At 71.3% G+C, this 17,911-nt stretch carries 13 protein-coding genes; 4 read left to right on the top strand and 9 right to left on the bottom strand.

The features are described from left to right. Positions 1 to 40: 40 nt before the first annotated feature. Positions 41 to 547, bottom strand: coding sequence for a DUF6912 family protein (locus NQU54_RS42810; protein WP_069863403.1), 507 nt, complete (start codon positions 545 to 547; stop codon positions 41 to 43). A 608-nt stretch (positions 548 to 1,155) separates the two neighbouring features. On the opposite strand from NQU54_RS42810, the gene NQU54_RS42805 reads away from it, so the two are divergent. Next, positions 1,156 to 1,572, top strand: coding sequence for an Rv3235 family protein (locus tag NQU54_RS42805; protein ID WP_257635711.1), 417 nt, complete (start codon positions 1,156 to 1,158; stop codon positions 1,570 to 1,572). A 489-nt stretch (positions 1,573 to 2,061) separates the two neighbouring features. Here the strand turns inward: NQU54_RS42805 and secA are convergent, their stop codons facing one another. Next, complete coding sequence (gene secA, locus NQU54_RS42800; protein WP_257635710.1) at positions 2,062 to 4,914, bottom strand: preprotein translocase subunit SecA; 2,853 nt, start codon at positions 4,912 to 4,914, stop codon at positions 2,062 to 2,064. A 242-nt stretch (positions 4,915 to 5,156) separates the two neighbouring features. Between secA and NQU54_RS42795 the strand changes: the two genes are divergently transcribed. Then, positions 5,157 to 5,804, top strand: a complete 648-nt coding sequence (locus tag NQU54_RS42795; RefSeq protein WP_257635709.1) for a GNAT family N-acetyltransferase — start codon at positions 5,157 to 5,159, stop codon at positions 5,802 to 5,804. A 161-nt stretch (positions 5,805 to 5,965) separates the two neighbouring features. Beyond that, entirely contained in the window at positions 5,966 to 7,162 is a 1,197-nt protein-coding gene (locus NQU54_RS42790; protein WP_257635708.1) for a winged helix-turn-helix domain-containing protein, read from the top strand. 308 nt (positions 7,163 to 7,470) lie between these two features. Here NQU54_RS42790 and NQU54_RS42785 read toward each other — a convergent pair whose 3' ends face one another. From NQU54_RS42785 to mtnA, 7 genes are all read right to left on the bottom strand, one after another. Next, a complete protein-coding gene (locus tag NQU54_RS42785) occupies positions 7,471 to 8,220 on the bottom strand; it encodes a response regulator (protein WP_069863396.1) in 750 nt (249 codons plus the stop codon). Positions 8,221 to 8,442: 222 nt separating this feature from the next. Then, positions 8,443 to 9,132: a ribosome hibernation-promoting factor, HPF/YfiA family gene (gene hpf, locus NQU54_RS42780; protein WP_069863394.1), complete on the bottom strand. Its 690-nt coding sequence runs from the start codon at positions 9,130 to 9,132 to the stop codon at positions 8,443 to 8,445. A 339-nt stretch (positions 9,133 to 9,471) separates the two neighbouring features. Then, positions 9,472 to 10,236 (bottom strand): ComF family protein, encoded by a 765-nt coding sequence (locus NQU54_RS42775; RefSeq protein WP_306279656.1) that lies wholly within the window; start codon positions 10,234 to 10,236, stop codon positions 9,472 to 9,474. Between the two features lie 241 nt (positions 10,237 to 10,477). After that, positions 10,478 to 12,355: an LpqB family beta-propeller domain-containing protein gene (locus tag NQU54_RS42770; RefSeq protein WP_257635707.1), complete on the bottom strand. Its 1,878-nt coding sequence runs from the start codon at positions 12,353 to 12,355 to the stop codon at positions 10,478 to 10,480. After that, on the bottom strand, positions 12,345 to 14,318 hold the full coding sequence (mtrB, locus tag NQU54_RS42765) for an MtrAB system histidine kinase MtrB (protein WP_069863384.1): 1,974 nt from the start codon (positions 14,316 to 14,318) through the stop codon (positions 12,345 to 12,347). Before mtrB ends, NQU54_RS42770 begins: the two co-directional genes overlap by 11 nt. 64 nt (positions 14,319 to 14,382) lie before the next feature. Beyond that, positions 14,383 to 15,060 carry a two-component system response regulator MtrA gene (gene mtrA, locus NQU54_RS42760; protein ID WP_257635706.1) on the bottom strand — a complete coding sequence of 226 codons (678 nt, stop codon included), beginning with the start codon at positions 15,058 to 15,060 and terminating at the stop codon, positions 14,383 to 14,385. Further along, complete coding sequence (mtnA, locus tag NQU54_RS42755; RefSeq protein ID WP_257635705.1) at positions 15,057 to 16,214, bottom strand: S-methyl-5-thioribose-1-phosphate isomerase; 1,158 nt, start codon at positions 16,212 to 16,214, stop codon at positions 15,057 to 15,059. The genes mtrA and mtnA overlap by 4 nt, the downstream gene beginning before the upstream one ends. 149 nt (positions 16,215 to 16,363) lie before the next feature. On the opposite strand from mtnA, the gene NQU54_RS42750 reads away from it, so the two are divergent. Beyond that, the gene (locus NQU54_RS42750) at positions 16,364 to 17,626 is read left to right on the top strand and encodes a hypothetical protein (RefSeq protein ID WP_257635704.1); all 1,263 of its coding nucleotides are present in this window, start codon (positions 16,364 to 16,366) and stop codon (positions 17,624 to 17,626) included. Positions 17,627 to 17,911: the final 285 nt, after the last annotated feature.

Here is a 17,911-nt window from a genome sequence, read left to right as displayed (position 1 = left end):
GACCGTACCCGGAGGCTCGGACACCGGGCATCGACGGGCCTCACTCGATGAGGTTGGGGATCTCCTGGGTGGCGTACCAGAGCAGCTCATGGTCCTCGGCGCCGTCCACGGTGAACTGCGCGTCGTCGTCCCCGAGGTCCGCCGCGCCCAGCGCGTCGGCGGCCGCGGAGATGTCCCGCTCGGCGTCATCGGCGTCCAGGTGCACGGCGGCGGCCTTCGCCAGCGGTATGGCGGCCTCGATCCGCACCTCGCCGAGCGCGGACTGGTCCAGCCCCCGGTCCGGGTCGGCGACCGCCTGCCCGTCGGGCACGTCCACGGCCACCACGGCCCGCCTGCGGGGCGCCCGCGGGTCGACGGCCAGCAGCCGCAGCGACGCCTGCGCGGCCCGGCTCAGCGCCGCGTACTCCAGCTCCTCGATGTCGTCGGACAGATACCACTCGCGGAGCGCGGGGGTGACCGCGTAGGCGGTCAACGGCGCCGGCCCCAGTTGGCCCTCCTTGTACGCCTCGGCGAGACCGGAGAGGGTCAGGGGGACGTAGACGCGCATGTCTGCCGCTTTCATCAGAGACCGATAGGCCCCCAGCATACGATCGCCCGTCCCCTCCCCGAACCTTCTGGAAAGGACCGGTGGTCCCCTTTCGGAGGACAGGTCGGAACGGGCCCGCGCGAAGACGGGAATGAGCCGCGCTCGAGCCGATGACCAGGGCCGATGAGTGGCCGCATGCCCCGGATAGGTGAACCGCGATGTGGGCGCGAAGGGGGCCGGGCGCCGATTGCGGAGGCCGGAAAACCGCCGGTAGAAGACTTTCCGACGAAAGCTACCGCCCGGTATTCGGCCGGGCCGCGGAGAACGGGGCGAGCAGCATGGGTGAGGGCGTCCGGGCGACGGATCGGTCCACGAACCGGGCCACGACGGCCGGGGAGGCCGTACGACCGACCGCGGCCGGGGAGGCCGTACGACCGACCGCGGCCGGGGAGGCCGTACGACCGACCGCGGCCGGGGAGGCCGTACGACGGCGCGGCGGCAGCGGGCCGGGGCGAAGCGGCCCACCCGGCCGCAAAGACCCCCGCCGCCCCCGCACCACCCCCACAACGGCAGCACCGCCCCGGACCGCACGGCCGACGGCGGCGCCCCACACGACGGAAGCGCGCCGCGTGCCCACCGCGTCCCGCGCGGCGACCGCGTCCCGTGCGGCGGCCGTATCGCGCTCCGCGGCCGCCACCGCGGCGTGGCGGCAGCGGGATCGGCTGCCGCGCTACTGGTTCGCCAACCGGCTGGTGCTCACCCTCAGCGGTCAGCGCCCCGTTCACACCCTCCTCGGGCACGCCCTCCCGGCCGCCTACGACCAGCTGATCGAACTCGCCCCGCGCGCCCCGCTGCGCCCCGCCGGAACGCGTGCAACAGCGCCCGTCGTACGGCGCTGTGGCGAGTACCAGCCCCGGCACGGGGTCATCGAGGCATTCGCCCGGATCGCCTCCGGAGACCGGCTCAGCGCGCTCGCCTTCCGGCTGGAGCTCGGCGCCGACGCCCGCTGGCGCTGCGCCGCAATTGACCTCGGCCCACTCGCCTAAGCCCCGTCCGGCGGATCTCGCCGCTCGCGGCGGGCCGCTCCCCTCCCCTGCCCCTTCCCGCAACATCGATATGCGGCTCGGCCCCACGGCAGGACTCCGCCCCACGGCAGGACTCCGCCCCACGGCAAGGCTCCGCCGCACGGCAGGGCTCCGCCCCTCCTGCACTCCGGGGTCCAGGGGCGGAGCCCCTACCACGCGGCGGAGCCGCATATCGATGCCACGGGAAGGGGCGGAGCCAATCCAGCCCCTCCGGCGTTTGAGGAGCGGGGTCCAGGGGCGTAGCCCATGGTTACGGGAAGGGGCGGGGAGGGGAAAGCACCGACATGCGGCCCCGCCGCGCGGTCCGCCGGATCCCATAGGGCCCGGGACGCCAGGGCCGACACCGTAAGCCGGCCCGATCCGCGAAACCCGCCCACAGGGCGGGGACGCGACGGGCCGGGGTGCCACGCTCTTGCGCGGCGCCCCGGCCCGTTCACCCCAGCCCGGTCGCTACTTCTTGCGGCGGCGCCCCTTCTGCGCCTTGCGCCGCTCCGCCCGCGTCAGCCCGTCGGCCTCCGACCGGGGCGGAGGAGGCGTCTCGCCATTGGGGAAGTCGCCCTCGACGACACCGCCCTCACCGTCCACCGTGGGGGCGGAGAAGTGCAGCCGGTCCGGCCGCTGCGGCGCCTCGAGGCCCTTGGCACGGATCTCGGGGCGCCCCGATGAGCCCGCCGGGCCCGCGGCGGGAGCGCCCGCCGGCACCGCGTCCTGCACGTCCTTGACGAGGTCGACCTGCTCCTCCGCCGCCTCGACCGGGACCTCCTCGACCTGCTGCTCGACCTGGACCTCCAGGTTGAACAGATAGCCGACGGACTCCTCCTTGATGCCCTCCATCATGGCCTGGAACATGTCGAAGCCCTCGCGCTGGTACTCGACCAGCGGGTCCTTCTGGGCCATCGCGCGCAGCCCGATGCCCTCCTGGAGGTAGTCCATCTCGTAGAGGTGCTCGCGCCACTTGCGGTCGAGGACCGAGAGCACGACCCGCCGCTCCAGCTCACGCATGATCTCGGAGCCGAGCTGCTCCTCGCGCGCCTCGTACTGCTGGTGGATGTCGTCGTTGACGGACTCCTCGATGAACTCGGCGGTGATCCCGGCGCGGTCGCCGACCGTCTCCTCCAGCTCCTCGATCGTCACGCTGACCGGGTAGAGCTGCTTGAAGGCGTTCCACAGCCGGTCCAGGTCCCACTCCTCGGCGAAGCCCTCGACCGTCTCCGCCCGCACATAGGCTTCGATCGTGTCGTCCATGAAGTGGCCGATCTGGTCCTGGAGGTCCTCGCCCTCCAGAACGCGGCGGCGCTCGCCGTAGATGACCTCACGCTGGCGGTTCAGGACCTCGTCGTACTTCAGGACGTTCTTACGGGTCTCGAAGTTCTGCTGCTCGACCTGCGACTGGGCGGAGGCGATGGCCCGGGTGACCATCTTGTTCTCGATCGGGACATCGTCCGGGACGTTCGCCATCGCCATGACGCGCTCGACCATCTGCGCCTTGAACAGCCGCATCAGATCGTCGCCGAGCGAGAGGTAGAAGCGGGACTCGCCGGGGTCGCCCTGACGGCCGGAGCGGCCGCGCAGCTGGTTGTCGATCCGGCGCGACTCATGGCGCTCGGTGCCCAGCACATACAGCCCGCCGAGCTCCTTGACCTCTTCGAACTCGGCCTTGACCGCGGCCTCGGCCTTCTCCAGGGCGGCGGGCAGCGCGGCGGCCCACTCCTCGGCGTGCTCCACCGGGTCCAGACCGCGCTGGCGCAGCTCGGCCTCGGCGAGGTCGTCGGGGTTGCCGCCGAGCTTGATGTCGGTGCCGCGGCCCGCCATGTTGGTCGCGACGGTCACGGCGCCCTTACGGCCGGCCTGGGCGACGATCGTCGCCTCCCGGTCGTGCTGCTTGGCGTTGAGCACCTCGTGCGGCACGCCGCGCTTGGCGAGCTGCTGGGAGAGGTACTCGGACTTCTCCACGGAGGTGGTGCCGACCAGGACCGGCTGGCCCTTCGCGTGCTTCTCGACGATGTCCTCGACCACCGCGTCGAACTTCGCGACCTCGGTGCGGTAGATCAGGTCGGACTGATCGAGGCGGGCGAGGGGGCGGTGGGTCGGGATCGGGACCACACCGAGCTTGTAGATCTGGTGGAACTCGGCGGCCTCGGTCATCGCCGTACCGGTCATGCCGGAGAGCTTGTCGTAGAGGCGGAAGAAGTTCTGGAGGGTGATCGTGGCGAGCGTCTGGTTCTCGTCCTTGATCTCCACCGCTTCCTTCGCCTCGATGGCCTGGTGCATGCCCTCGTTGTAGCGGCGGCCCGCGAGGATACGGCCGGTGTGCTCGTCGACAATCATGACTTCGCCGTCCATGACGACGTAGTCCTTGTCCTTCTTGAAGAGCTCCTTGGCCTTGATCGCGTTGTTGAGGTAGCCGACCAGCGGGGTGTTGACCGACTCGTAGAGGTTGTCGATCCCCAGCCAGTCCTCGACCTTGGTGACACCGGACTCATGGATGCCGACGGTGCGCTTCTTCTCGTCGACCTCGTAGTCCCCGGTCTCCTCCTGGCCCTTCTGCGGCTCGGCGGCCTGGCCCCTGGAGAGCCGGGTGACCAGCTTGGCGAAGTCGCCGTACCACTTGGTGGCCTGGTCGGCCGGGCCGGAGATGATCAGCGGCGTACGGGCCTCGTCCACCAGGATCGAGTCGACCTCGTCGACGATCGCGAAGTTGTGGCCGCGCTGCACCAGCTCGTCCTTCGACCACGCCATGTTGTCGCGCAGGTAGTCGAAGCCGAATTCGTTGTTGGTGCCGTAGGTGATGTCGCACGCGTACTGCTCGCGGCGCTGCGCCGGGGTCATGTTGGCGAGGATGCAGCCGACCTCCAGGCCGAGGAACCGGTGCACCCGGCCCATCCACTCGGAGTCGCGCTCGGCCAGGTAGTCGTTGACCGTGATGAGGTGGACGCCCTTGCCCGACAGCGCGTTCAGATACGCCGGGAGGGTGCCGACCAGGGTCTTGCCCTCGCCTGTCTTCATCTCGGCGACATACCCGAGGTGCAGCGCCGCGCCGCCCATCAGCTGGACGTCGTAGTGACGCTGTCCGAGCACCCGCTTGGCCGCCTCGCGCACCGTGGCGAACGCTTCGGGCATCAGATCGTCGAGGCTCTCACCGTCGGCGTACCGCTGCTTGTACTCGTCGGTGAGGGCGCGGAGCTCGGCGTCGGAGAGCGACAGGAAGTCCTCTTCGATGGAATTGACCTGGTCCGCGATGCGGTGCAGCTTGCGCAGGATCTTTCCTTCGCCTGCACGCATGAGCTTGTTGAGGACGGACACGTAGGCTGGCTCCTTGCCGGTCGGGCCTGGCACGGTCGGGGTGCGCTGGCGCGGCATTGTCAAGGGGCGCAGGCCCCGCCGCAACGGCCATCGTAAGACAGACCCCGGCACGCCGGGAGGTCCGTCACCACGAGGACCGGATGTCACCTCACCGTGTCAACGCCCGGGAGGCCCCCCAGGTGCCCTCCAATTCACCGAAACCGCTCGCGGTGAGTGACGACGGCGGCGCAGACTCGGGACGCATGGAGCCTGTCACCCTCACCACCGAGCGCCTGGTCCTGCGCCCCTTCCGTCCCTCCGACACGGACGCGGTCCTCGCGGCTTGTCAGGACCCCGACATCCAGCGCTGGACCAGCGTGCCCTCCCCGTACGAACGTGCCCACGCGGAGGACTTCACCCGCCGGATCTGCCCGGAGAACTGGCGTGACAACCTGACCTACGACTTCGCCGCGGTCACCAAGGGTCACGGCGCACTCATCGGCGCCATGGGCCTGGTGCGGCTGGCCCATCTGCGCACCCCCGAGCACCAGGCCGAGCTGGGCTACTGGACGGTGCGCGAGCACCGCCGGCGCGGCTACACGGACGAGGCGGCGCGGGCCGTGATCGAGTGGGCGTTCACCCGGCTCGGGGTGGAGCGCCTGGAGTGGTGCAGCGAGGCCGGGAACGAGGGCTCGCGGGCGGTCGCCCTGGGGGTGGGCTTCCGGATGGAGGGGACGGACCGCGCCCGGATCGTCCACCAGGGCACCCGGCGGGACGCCTGGCGCGGCGCGCTGCTGCCCTCCGACTGGGGTCTGCCGTCGACCACGCCGTATCTGCCCGCCAAGGCGTCCGAGGCGGCCAACGCGCCCGGGGCGCCCGGCAGGCCATCCGCGGCGCCGTCGGCGGTCTGAGCCGGGCGCCGTCGGCGATCTGACGGGGGCTGGGGCGGCGCCAGGGCGCATCGGACGGGCGTCGGGCGGGCGTCAGGTATCGGGCGGGCGTCGGTGGATCCGGGCGTCGGTGGATCCGGGCATCGGCGGCGTTGTCAGTGGGTGCCACTACGGTGACGCGCATGACGAACGCCGCCATCGGATCCACCGTGGACCGCACGCCCGAGACCGCACTCTCCGCCGACGAGGCGCGCCGGATCGCGCTGCGCGCCCAGGGGCTGCTGGGCGCCCCCGACCGGCGTGGCGGGGTGCGGGGCGTGTTGCGCCATCTGGGCGCGGTGCAGCTGGACACGATCTCGGTGCTGGCCCGCTCACACGAGCTGATTCCATACGCGCGGCTGGGCGCGGTCGGCCGTAAGGAGGTCGAGTCGGCTTACTGGACCGGCACCCACGCCTTCGAGTACTGGTCGCATGCCGCCTGTGTGCTGCCGATCGAGGAGTGGCCGCACTTCGCCTTCCGCCGCCGCGCCTACCGCGACCGTCCGCACTGGAACCACGAGCTGCCGGACGGGGTGTACGAGACGGTGGTGAAGCAGCTGCGCGCGGAGGGCCCGCTGACCGCCACCGAGCTCGGCGGGGCCAAGAACGGCGGGCCGTGGTGGGACTGGTCGGCGGCGAAGATCGCGGTCGAGCGGGCGCTGATGTTCGGCGAGGTGGTGTGCGTCGAGCGGCGCGGCTGGAAGCGGGTGTACGACCTGGCGGAGCGCGCCGTGCCGGACGCCCTGCTCCATGACGACCTGGACGACCTGGAGTGTCTGCGCCGGCTGGTCCGGCTGGCCGGGCAGTCCCTGGGCGTGGGCACCCGGGCGGACATCGCCGACTACCACCGGCTCAAGGGCGAGCAGGTGGAAGCGGTGATCGCGGATTCGGGGCTGGTGCCGGTCGCGGTCGAGGGCTGGGACAAGCCCGCCTGGGCCGACCCCGAGGCGCTGGCCACCCCGCCGCGCGGCCGGCACCGCACCACTCTGCTGTCGCCCTTCGACTCGTTGATATGGGATCGGGCGCGCACCGAGCGGATCTTCGGCTTCACCCATCGGCTGGAGGCGTATGTGCCCAGGCCCAAGCGGATCTACGGCTACTTCGCCATGCCGCTGCTGTCGGGCGGGCGGCTGCTGGGCCGGGTCGATCCGGCCCGGGAGGGGAAGACCCTGGTCGCCCGGCAGGTGTCACTGGAGTCGCCGAAGGCCGTGGCCCCCATGGCGCAGGCGCTGTGGGAGGCGGCCGCATGGGTGGGCTGTGACTCCGTACGGATCGAGCGCGTCGACCGCCCGGAGCTCGCCGCACCGCTCACGGCGGCGGTCGCGGCGACGATCGACTGAACCGCCCCGAACAGCCCCGGCGGAGGCCCGGCATCGACGCCGTCGGCCCGCTTCTGTGGGGGTGTCGAGGAGGATCTCCTGACGGTCTCCGCTCCGGCCAGCAGCAACGATGAGCAGGCCGGGGCCCGGTGGCCCCGGGCCGCCTCGCAGGCGAGCGAGTTCGCGCGGATGATCCCGGTGGAGTGTGACGTCGCGCCGACTCAGCGCGCACCCGGGCGCCCGCACGATGTACGCCGGCAGCCCGGCCGTCCGCCCGGGGCTCCGGGCTGCCCAGGGCTCCGGATTGCCCGGGGCTCCGGGCGGAACCCTCATCTGATCTCGAGGATCTTCTCCCGCATCGCATAGACCACGGCCTCCATCCTGGAGTGCAGCTGCAATTTCTCCAGAATGTTGCGGACGTGATTCTTCACGGTGTTCTCGCTGATGAACAGCTCCTTGGCGATATCCCGGTTGTTCATACCGGTCGCCACCAGCTTGAGCACCTCCAGCTCCCGGTCGGTGAGCCGGGGCGCGGGCACCAGCCGCCGCTCATCGGTGCGCTGGATCATCGACTTGAACTCGGTCAGCAGCTTGGCCGCCATCGACGGGCTGATCTGCGACTGGCCGTCCGCCACCGCACGGATGGCGGTCGAGACCTCGTCGGTCGAGATCTCCTTCAGCAGATAGCCCGTGGCCCCCGCCTTGATCGCGTCGTAGAGATCGGCTTCCTCATCGCTGATCGTCAGCATGATGATCTTGGCGCTGGGTGCCACCTCCTTGATGGCGGTGCATGCCTCGATCCCCCCGCGCTTGGGCATCCGCACATCCATCAGGACGATGTCCGGCAGCAGATCCGCCGCCTTGTCCACCGCCTCGGCCCCGTCCCCCGCCTCGCCGACGACCTGGATGTCCTCCTCCTGGGCCAGGACGATCTCCAATCCACGCCGGAAGAGCGCGTGGTCGTCCACTACGAGGACCCGAATCGGCTCCTTGCGCGGCTCGCCGCGCGGCTCGTCCCCGTCCGGACCGACGCCATGGTCTTCACCGGCGTCGGACACGGGCCCGAAGCTGTCCGCCATCGTTCCTCCCCCTGAAGGCCATGGCCCTTGCGGTCCGCACCTTTGGTGCACTCGGTCTGGCGTCAACCGGTGCTTTCGGTACACCGGTTGGCCGCTCGGCCATGATTTCATGCCCGGACGGCGGAATGGTCCCGCCGTGGTCGCACGGAGGTGCCCCGGGGGGCGCACAGGCGCTCCGGGGCACCACTCACTTGTCAGGATGGATTCGGCTGAATTTCTCGGTCAGCCACCGAGTGCGCCGCCGGCGCCACCGGGTGCCTCTCCGACGAACGCTTCCGGCTGAAGATGAATCACCCCGTAGTCATAACCATGCCGCCGGTAGACGACGCTGGGCTGGTTGGTGTCGGAGTCGACGAAAAGATAGAAGTCGTGCCCGACCAGCTCCATCTCGTAGAGAGCCTGGTCGAGCGTCATCGGGACCGCGGCGTGGGTCTTCTCCCGGACCACCAGGGGGCCCTCACCCTGCACCTCCAGGGGGCCCATCCGGGTGGTGGGGACGGTTTCCGCGGTGCGCTGGGGGGCGATCTCGCCATGCCCGTTGATACGCGCCGCGTTGGGCACGGTGACAGCCACGTCGCTGGCCGGAATGCGACCGTTGCCACGGCGCGTATGGCGCTTGTCGTGCTGCTTGCGCATCCGTGCCTCCAGCTTGCTGGCCGCCAGGTCCAGCGCTGCGTACGGATCGGCCGCGGCGGCTTCCGCCCGGATCACCGGGCCCCGCGAGCGGAGCGTGATCTCCACTCGGTCGGCGCGGTCGGACTGCCGCGGGTTGTGCTCCTTGGACACCTCGACGTCGAGGCTGATCACCTTGCCGTCGAGCTTCTGGATCTTATCCAGCTTCAGCTTCTCGGCCACGTGCTTCCGGAACCGCTCGGGCACCTCAGTTTTACGGCCCTTGACGACGATGTCCACGCAGAACTCCGTTCCCGGGTAGCTCCAAAGTCAATATCGGAGCGTCATCCCTTGTGCACTTGGCTCCGGTGTCTTCCGGAGCCGCCGGCTTGGCGCTTTCAGCTCCTCCTTCCCACGGAGAGGATCTCAACCCCGTTTGTTCCAAGCCTCACCAGAATGCAGGCAAAACACGCCAAGCGGATGAGCGAGTCATAGCACCCGCCATCCCTCACAACCGAACATAGCTCGACCGGTCGGAAGTCGGCACCCCCTACCGGCACGTACCTCCGATCAGGTGCTTTGCCGCGCTTACCGCCTGCAACGACGCGGCTTCGTATTCAGTTCCGGGGTCGGTGTGCGTCAGGGCATCAGCGGTGCGGCCACCACGGCCGCACCGATGACCAGCCCACCGGCCGCGGTCACCGCCCGCGCCGCCTCCGCGAGCGACGCCCCCGTCGTCATCAGATCGTCCACCAGGACGACCGGGCCCGCCGCCAGCAGCCGCGCACTACCGGGGACCGCCCCCAGCGCGCCCGTCACATTGGCCCGCCGCTGCCGCGCGTCCAGCCCCGACTGGTCGGTCACCCGGCGCCGCTGGCGCAGCACCGCCGGAACCCTCACCGGGCGCCCGCCACCGCGCAGCACACCCGCCGCGGCCAGCGCGATCCGCCGGGCCGGGTCATGGCCCCGGGCACCCACCGCGCGCCGGGCCGATGGCACCGGCACCAGCAGCAGGCACCCGCGGGGTCTCGCCCCCGGTCCGGCCCCCGGAGTCGCCCCGCATATGGCGCCCGATCTCGCTGCCACCCGCCCCCGGGACTCCGCACCGGGCCCGGAACAGGCCGCCCGCACCGCTCTCGCCAGCGCCTCGCCCAGCGGCCGCGCCAGCCTCAGCGCTCCCCGCTCCTTGTGCGCGAGCAGCACCGCCCGCGCCTCGTCCACGTAATCCACCGCCGCATGGACCACCGGCAGCCCCGGCGGCACCGGGCTCGGCTCCACCCGGCGCGCCCCGGAACCGTGCAGCGCCCCACGGCAATGGCCACACAACGTGCCGCCCGGCCGACCGCATCCGGCGCAGTCGCCCGGCAGCACCAGATCGGCGATCTCCTGCCACCAGCCCCGCATGACCACCACTGTCCCGGCGGCCGGGCCACCGCGCCACCCCCTGTGGACAACCGCGCACATGTGGACAACCAGCCACCCCCGATCGGTGTTCTGGCCTAGGACACGCCGTGGCCGCCCCACCCGACGGGGCAGCCCGACCGGGACAGAGCCGACCGGGGCAGCCCGCCCGACCGGGACAGAGCCGACCGGGGCAGCCCGCCCGACCGGGACAGAGCCGACCGACCGGGCTCGTGACCGTGCCCTAACCGGGGTAGACCGGCCCCGAACCGTCCTGGTCCACGGTCTTCCAGTCGGTGTTCGGCAGCAGCCGCACGATGCCGTTCTCCCTGGTCTCGGCGATCAGCGGCCGCGTCTGGTCCTCCGAGGCACCGATCGACTGCACCCCGTTCGGCCCCGGCACCTCCGGGACGTTCGACGGGGAGCCGTCCGTCTCCACGTATTGCAGCTGCTGCACCCCGTCCGACTCCCGGCCCGCGACCACCAGCCGGCTGTCGCCCGCCCAGGAGAAGGTGTCCACGTCCTCCAGCTTCGGCGCGACCGCCCGCAGCGCCCCGACCGACAGCTTCGGGGCGGCCTCGGTACCCCGGCGCTCGATCCGGCCGAGCCGCAGCGTGGTGTGGCCGGACCGCTTGACCAGCATCGCGATCCTGGAACCGTCCGCGGACACCCGCAGCGCCGTGATCCGGCCGCCGTCCAGCCGCGGCAGCGCCACCTCGTCCGCCGGTCCGGTGCCGCCCCGCAGCCGCAGCAGCCTCGGCCGCCGCGGATCCCGGTCGGCCACCCACAGACCGCCAAGACCGTCCCAGCTCGGCGCCGTCAGACCGTGCTCCACGCTGCCGCCCCGGCTGCGCAGCCGCACCTTGCCGCGCTCCGCGGCGGCCGCCAACTCGCTCACGTACAGCGACTGGCCATCGGCCGTGACACCCGCCACGTCCCGCTCATCGCGGGAGACGGCCACCGAGCCCAGACCCGCGCCCTCGGCCCCGAACGGCCCCGGAACCGGCCGTGGCCGGTCCTCGTCATCGGACAATCGGACCATCCGATGCTCGGAGTCGACGAAATACTGGTGCCGCGGATGGCCCTCGACCCCGTCCGGGGCATAGGCACGCGCCCCGTCACTGGAGAGGGCACATAGCTCCGAACCGTTCTGCCGCTCCAGCCGCACCCCGCTGACCTGGGACGATCCCTCTCCCAGATCCTGGACCGTGAACAGCGTCTGCGCCGCCATCCGGGCACAGCGCGGCGCGCTGATCCGCGCCGCCCGGTCGTTCAGCCGGATCTTCAGCGCGTTCGAATCGTCCAGCGAGAGCCGCTCACCCCGGCTGCCGAGCGCCGCACCACGGGGGAAGGAGCTGCTGACCACCGGCTCCAGCCACCCCGTCGGACCGTCCAGCAGCGCCTTGACGGTCGCGGTCACCGGGTCGATACGGCGCCGCACATAGACCGGATCGGCCACCAGCACGTTGTCCCCGGCCCTCGACTCCTCGGCGTCCGGACCCAGATCGGCGAAGTAGTACTTATTGACCGAGCGGTAGATGCGCTGGAAGTCGGACTCGCCGAGGATCAGCCCCCGCGGCGGCCCGTCGATCCGCCACTCCGAACCGCTCAGCGTGAGATGGATGCGCTCCTCGTACGGCTGCTCATCGGGCTTGTAGGCGTGTGTGTCGTCCACGACGGCGATCCGCTTGCCCGACAGCACGACCGTCTTACCGCTGCCGTCCCGGTCGCCGGGATCCGTTTCCACCCGAACGTCCGGCGCCTGCTCCAGCACGGTGGTGGCCGCGAACGGCTGCCACCGCTTGATCGCGCTCTTGGTCAGGTACTCCTTCGCGGTGCCGAAGTTCTCCTCGTCGCTCGTCGTGGCCTCCAGGAAGCCGGAGACCAGCTCCGCGGGCTGCTCACCCTTGCCCGGACTCACCCCGTACACCCGCACCTGGGAATCGACGTCGGAGCGCGGCGAGGAGTCCACCCGCCGCACATCGCCGCTGTCGGGCATCGAGGCACAGCCGGACAGCAGCAGGGCGCCACAGGCCAGCAGCACCGGCGCGCTCAGGCCCCGGCCGCCCGGGCGGCGCGCACGGCGGCTAAAACGGCGACGGTCGGCACGGTCAGCGCCCACGAGGGCGGCCCTCCCCTTCGTTCGATGTCGTCGGCCGGGCGGCCGTCTCCCGGCCGCCACGCGGCCCGTCGGACGGCGTCTCCGGGGCGCCGCGCACCACCCGCGCCCCATTGCCCGGCAGGGCCGTGGGGTCGGCCGAGGGCGCCGCGGCGTCGGCGGGCAGCGGGGACCGCGGCTGCGCGGGCACCGCCGCCAGCCGCTCCGCCGGGGGCTGCGCGGCCCCGGTGTCATCCGGCCGGCGGTTGCGCCGGGAGTCCGCGGGCTCCAGGGGGATCGGCGAACCGCGCAGCACATCACCCGCGGTGCGCGGCAGCGTCAGCCGGAACTGCGAACCGCCGCCCGGCTCGCCCCACGCCTGGAGCCAGCCGCCGTGCAGCCGCGCGTCCTCCACCGCGATCGACAGGCCCAGACCGGTGCCGCCGGTGGTGCGCGCACGGGCCGGATCGGCCCGCCAGAAGCGGTTGAACACCCGTGTCGCCTCGCCGGGCTTGAGCCCCACGCCGTAGTCCCGCACCGCGACGGCCACCGCACCGCCCGCCGTCGCCAGCCGCACCACCACATCGCGGCCCTCACCGTGCTCCACGGCGTTGACCACCAGATTGCGCAGCACCCGCTCGACCCGGCGGGGGTCGGCCTCCGCGATCACCGGCGCCTCGGCGCCCCGCACCAGGATCCGGGTGCCCTTGGCCTCGGCGAGCGGCTCGGCCCCGTCCACCACCCGGTGCACCACATCGCGCAGATCGATCGGCTCGGCCTCCAGCGCCGCCGCACCCGCGTCGAACCGGCTGATCTCCAGCAGATCGCTGAGCAGCGACTCGAAACGGTCGACCTGGCCCCACAGCAGCTCGGCGGAGCGCGCGGTGATCGGATCGAAGTCCTCACGCGCCTCATGGATGACGTCCGCCGCCATCCTTACGGTCGTCAGCGGGGTGCGCAGCTCATGGGAGACATCGGAGACGAAGCGGCGCTGCATCCGGGAGAGCTCCTCCAGCTGCTGGATCTTGAGCTGGAGGTTCTGCGCCATCTTGTTGAACGACTCCCCCAGGCGGGCGATGTCGTCCTCGCCGGTGACCTTCATCCGCTCCTGGAGCAGACCGGCCGCCAGCCGCTCGGAGATCCCGGCCGCCATCCTTACGGGCGTCACGACCTGCCGCACCACCACCCAGGCGATGGCCCCGAGCAGTACGACCACGAACACCCCCGCCGTGGCCAGGGTGCCCTTGACCAGGCTCAGCGACTTCTCCTCCTGGCTGAACGGGAAGAGGTAGTACAGCTGGTAGGCGTCGCCGTTGTTGTCGTCCAGGCGCTTGCCGATGATCAACGCGGGCTCGGCGTCCCCGGAACCCGCGTGCACGATCTTTCCGTAGCGCTCATACGGCGCGGTCCGGCCCTCGTCCACCCGACGGCGCAGATCGGCGGGCACGCTGTCCGGCTGGACATCGCCCGAGGCCCTCGGCCCCCGGCTGGCCACATACGGCGTCTCACCGGAGTCCGAGCTGAGCGCCACCACCGAATACGCGCCCTTGCCACCGCTGGCGAGCTGCTCCACCAGCGCGTTCAGCCACGCCCCTGAGTCCTGGGCACCCGCCCCGGCCCCGTCCTGGCCACGGTTGTCGCTCTTGCGGTCGGCCATCTGCTCGGCCACCTCGAACCCGCCGACGGCCTGCCCCTGCGCCGCATGGCGCTTGGCGTCCAGCAGCCCGTTGCGCACCTGCCCGATGACCACCAGGCCCAACAGCAGCACGACGCCGAGCGACATCAGCAGCGTGGTGGCGACCACCCGCAACTGGATGTTCCGCCGCCACAGCCGGGCAGCGGGCAGCAGCGGACGGCGCACCCACCGGCCGAACAGCCGGATCAACGGATGGGCCGGCCCTCCGGACGCCCCGTCGGGCAGCAGATGTCCACCGCTCCACAGCCTCCGCAGCAGCGGTATCTCGCCCGCCGGGTCGGGCCGCCCCATCCGGGCACCCTCCGGAGCCCCGCCTCCCGGTCCCCCGGGCTGCGGCGCCGTACCACCGCTCATCTCAGCTGGGCCCGGCCTTGTAGCCGACACCGCGCACGGTCACCACGATCTCCGGCCGCTCGGGGTCCTTCTCGACCTTCGACCGCAGCCGCTGCACATGCACATTGACCAGCCGGGTGTCGGCAGCATGCCGATAGCCCCACACCTGCTCGAGCAGCACCTCGCGGGTGAACACCTGCCACGGCTTACGGGCCAGCGCCACCAGAAGGTCGAACTCCAGCGGAGTCAGCGCTATCGACTGGCCGTCCCGCTTCACCGAGTGCCCCGCCACGTCGATCATCAGATCGCCGATGGCCAGCTGCTCCGGCGCCGGCTCCTCGGAGCGCCTCAGCCGCGCCCGGATCCGGGCCACCAGCTCCTTCGGCTTGAACGGCTTGACGATGTAGTCATCCGCCCCGGACTCGAGCCCGACCACCACATCGACCGTGTCACTCTTGGCCGTGAGCATGACGATCGGCACCCCGGACTCGGCCCGGATCAGCCGGCATACCTCGATGCCGTCCCGGCCGGGCAGCATCAGATCGAGCAGCACAAGATCGGGCTTGGTCTCGCGGAAAGCGGCAAGAGCCTTGTCGCCGTCCGACACGAACGACGGTTCAAAGCCTTCGCCGCGCAGCACGATGCCGAGCATCTCTGCCAGTGCGGTGTCGTCGTCGACGACAAGGACGCGTCCCTTCATATCGACATCATCCCATTACCCGATCGTGACCTGGCACACAGCTCGGCGACACCGTCCGCGGTGACCGGAGAGAGCACGCCGTGCTCGGTGACAATCGCCGTCACCAACTCCGGTGGTGTGACGTCGAAAGCCGGATTGCGGGCCTGTGTGCCCAGCGGGGCGACCGGCACTCCGGCGCCCGCCTCATGCCCGGCGATGGGCGCATAGGGGATTGTGATGTCCGTCACTTCATATCCAGGGCGTTGTTCGACTTCGATCCCGGCTCCATCGGGGGTGGCCGGGTCCACCGTGGTGGTCGGGGCGACCACCACGAACGGCACATGGTGGTAGCGGGCCAGCACGGCGAGCGGATAGCTGCCCACCTTGTTGGCCACCGAGCCGTCCGCCGCGATCCGGTCCGCCCCGATCAGCACCGCGTCCACCTCACCGGCCGCGAACAGCGAACCCGCTGCGTTGTCGGCGAGCAGCGTGTACGCCATACCGGCACGCGCCGCCTCGTACGCGGTCAACCGCGCCCCCTGGAGCAGGGGCCGGGTCTCGTCCACCCAGAGCCGCCGCAGCTGCCCCGCCCGGTGCACCGCCTTGACCACGGCGAGGGCGGTCCCCTCGCCCCCGGAGACCAGAGCGCCGGTGTTGCAGTGCGTGAGGATCCGGTGACCACCCGCGGGCAGCAGCTCATCGAGGAGAGCCCGACCATGGGCCGCCATACGGTCGCTGGCCTCGGCGTCCTCCCGGTGCAGGGCACGGGCCTCGGCAAGGGCGGCCGCGGCGGCCCGAGCCTCGTCCGCGTCGTCCCGGATCGCGGCGTGGTACGCGGCGGCGGCCCGACGGACGCCATAGGCGAGGTTGACGGCGGTGGGGCGGGCATGGGCGAGCGATTCGGCGGCCTCGTCCACATCGAAGCCCCGGGCCGCGGCCAGCGCGATCCCGTACGCCCCGGCGAGGCCGAGCAGCGGGGCGCCGCGCACGGCGAGGGAGCGAATCGCCTCCACCAGCGCCGGCACATCGGTGCACACCAGATCGACCTCTTCGGCGGGCAGCCGGGTCTGGTCGAGAAGTACCAGTACGGGCCCCTCCGGGGGCTCCTCCCAGCGCAGCGCCAAGGCAGTGGGAGGTATGGAGCCTTCCGGGGACACCGGATACTGATCAGCCATCCGCCCAGTTTGCCCTGTGCGCCACCGACTATTGAAGTGTCGGGCCGCCCCCAGTGACCGGCACGAGGCGCAACGCACCGTGGCACGATGGCTGACATCCGCCCGCCGCGGACGCCGCGGCCGGTCAACGAACAACCTACGGAGCGACGATGAACGACTCTCCGGGCTGGGCCCCGCCCGGATCGTCCCCTTCCGACGAACCGGACCACGGCGCTCAGCAGCAGGGCAAGCCCGCCGACCAGCCCGCCCCCGAGCAGCCCGTATGGGGCGCTCAGTGGGCCCGGCGCCAGCCGCCGCCCGGCAGCTGGGCCGCGTCGGGAGGACGCCCCACACCACCGGGGCCGCACGCTCCCCCGCCAGGCGGATGGGGCACCGGCCGGCGTCAGTCGGCCGCTCCCCGCCCCGGTGTCATTCCGCTGCGACCGCTGAGCATCGGCGAGATCCTTGATGGTGCGGTGGCGATCATGCGCGCCCACTGGCGCACGGTCCTCGGGATCTCGCTGATCGTCTCGATCGTCACCCAGGGACTGATCACGGCCGCCACCGGGCTGTGGTTCAACGACGCCCGTGGGAACGAAAGCGATGTCCTCAACGATCCGGACGCCACCATCGGTCAGGCGATGCGCGCCGTCGGCGACTCGCTCGGGGACAGCGGAGTCACCCTGCTGCTCGGCGTCCTCGGAACGATCGTCACCACCGCCCTGCTGACCGTGGTCGCCGCACAAGCGGTGCTGGGCCGATCCGTGTCGACCAAGGAGGCATGGGCGGGTGCCAGGCCGCGCCTTCTTCAGCTGTGCGGGCTGCTCCTTCTGGTCCCCACCATCGCCGTGGCCATCATCGGCGCCGGTATGACGCCGGGTCTGCTGCTGGCCGCCGCGGGCGTGCCCAGCGAGGGCGCCGCACTCGCCTCTCTGGGCGGGCTCGCCGGGGCCGGCGTCGCCGCCTGGCTCTGGGTCCGCTTCAGCCTCGCTGCTCCCGCGTTGATGCTGGAGAAGCAGGGGATCGTCAAGGCCCTGCGACGCTCCTTCAAGCTGGTGCGCGGTGCGTGGGGGCGCGTCTTCGGCATCCAACTGCTCGCCGTCGTCCTGGTCTTCATCGTCGGCGCCATCATCGAGATCCCCACCAGCCTGGTCGCCATGGTGATCGGTGGGGACAACGCCATGGACTGGCTGTCCGGTGAATCCGTCTCCGTCGGCTGGACCTTTCTGATCGTGGTCGGTGTCGGTGGAGTGATCAGCTCGACCATCACCTTCCCGATCAGCGCGGGTGTGACGGCCCTTCTCTACATGGACCAGCGCATCCGGCGCGAGGCGCTCGACCTCGAGCTCGCCCGCGCCGCGGGAATGCCTGAAGGCTCTCCGGGAGCCAACGGCGAGGGTCAGCCGACCGTCGGCTCCACATCGGGGAACTGACGGCGCCACATATAAGGACGGACGGGGCGTCATCCCACGTCCCCTCACCGCACAGGTCGTCACTCTCACAGGCCATCACCTCCCCCTCCGCCAGCTCGGGCGTCGCGCCCCCGGTGCCTGTTGACCACTCGTCGACAGGACCCAGCCGACCGGCCTCACTGACCACTCTGCGTGACAACCGACCTGCCACGCCAGGATGCTGATGCGTTTTCACTCGATCCGGTGGAACATCCGATCGAGTGGGAACGCAAAAATGCCTCGGCCCCGAGCACTAAGTACTCGGGG

Origin of the sequence: Streptomyces malaysiensis subsp. samsunensis, from assembly GCF_024519315.1 — a bacterium.
Classification (GTDB): domain Bacteria; phylum Actinomycetota; class Actinomycetes; order Streptomycetales; family Streptomycetaceae; genus Streptomyces; species Streptomyces malaysiensis.
Note: the sequence above shows the minus strand (reverse complement) of the source record. Positions and strands in the feature narration are given on the sequence as shown.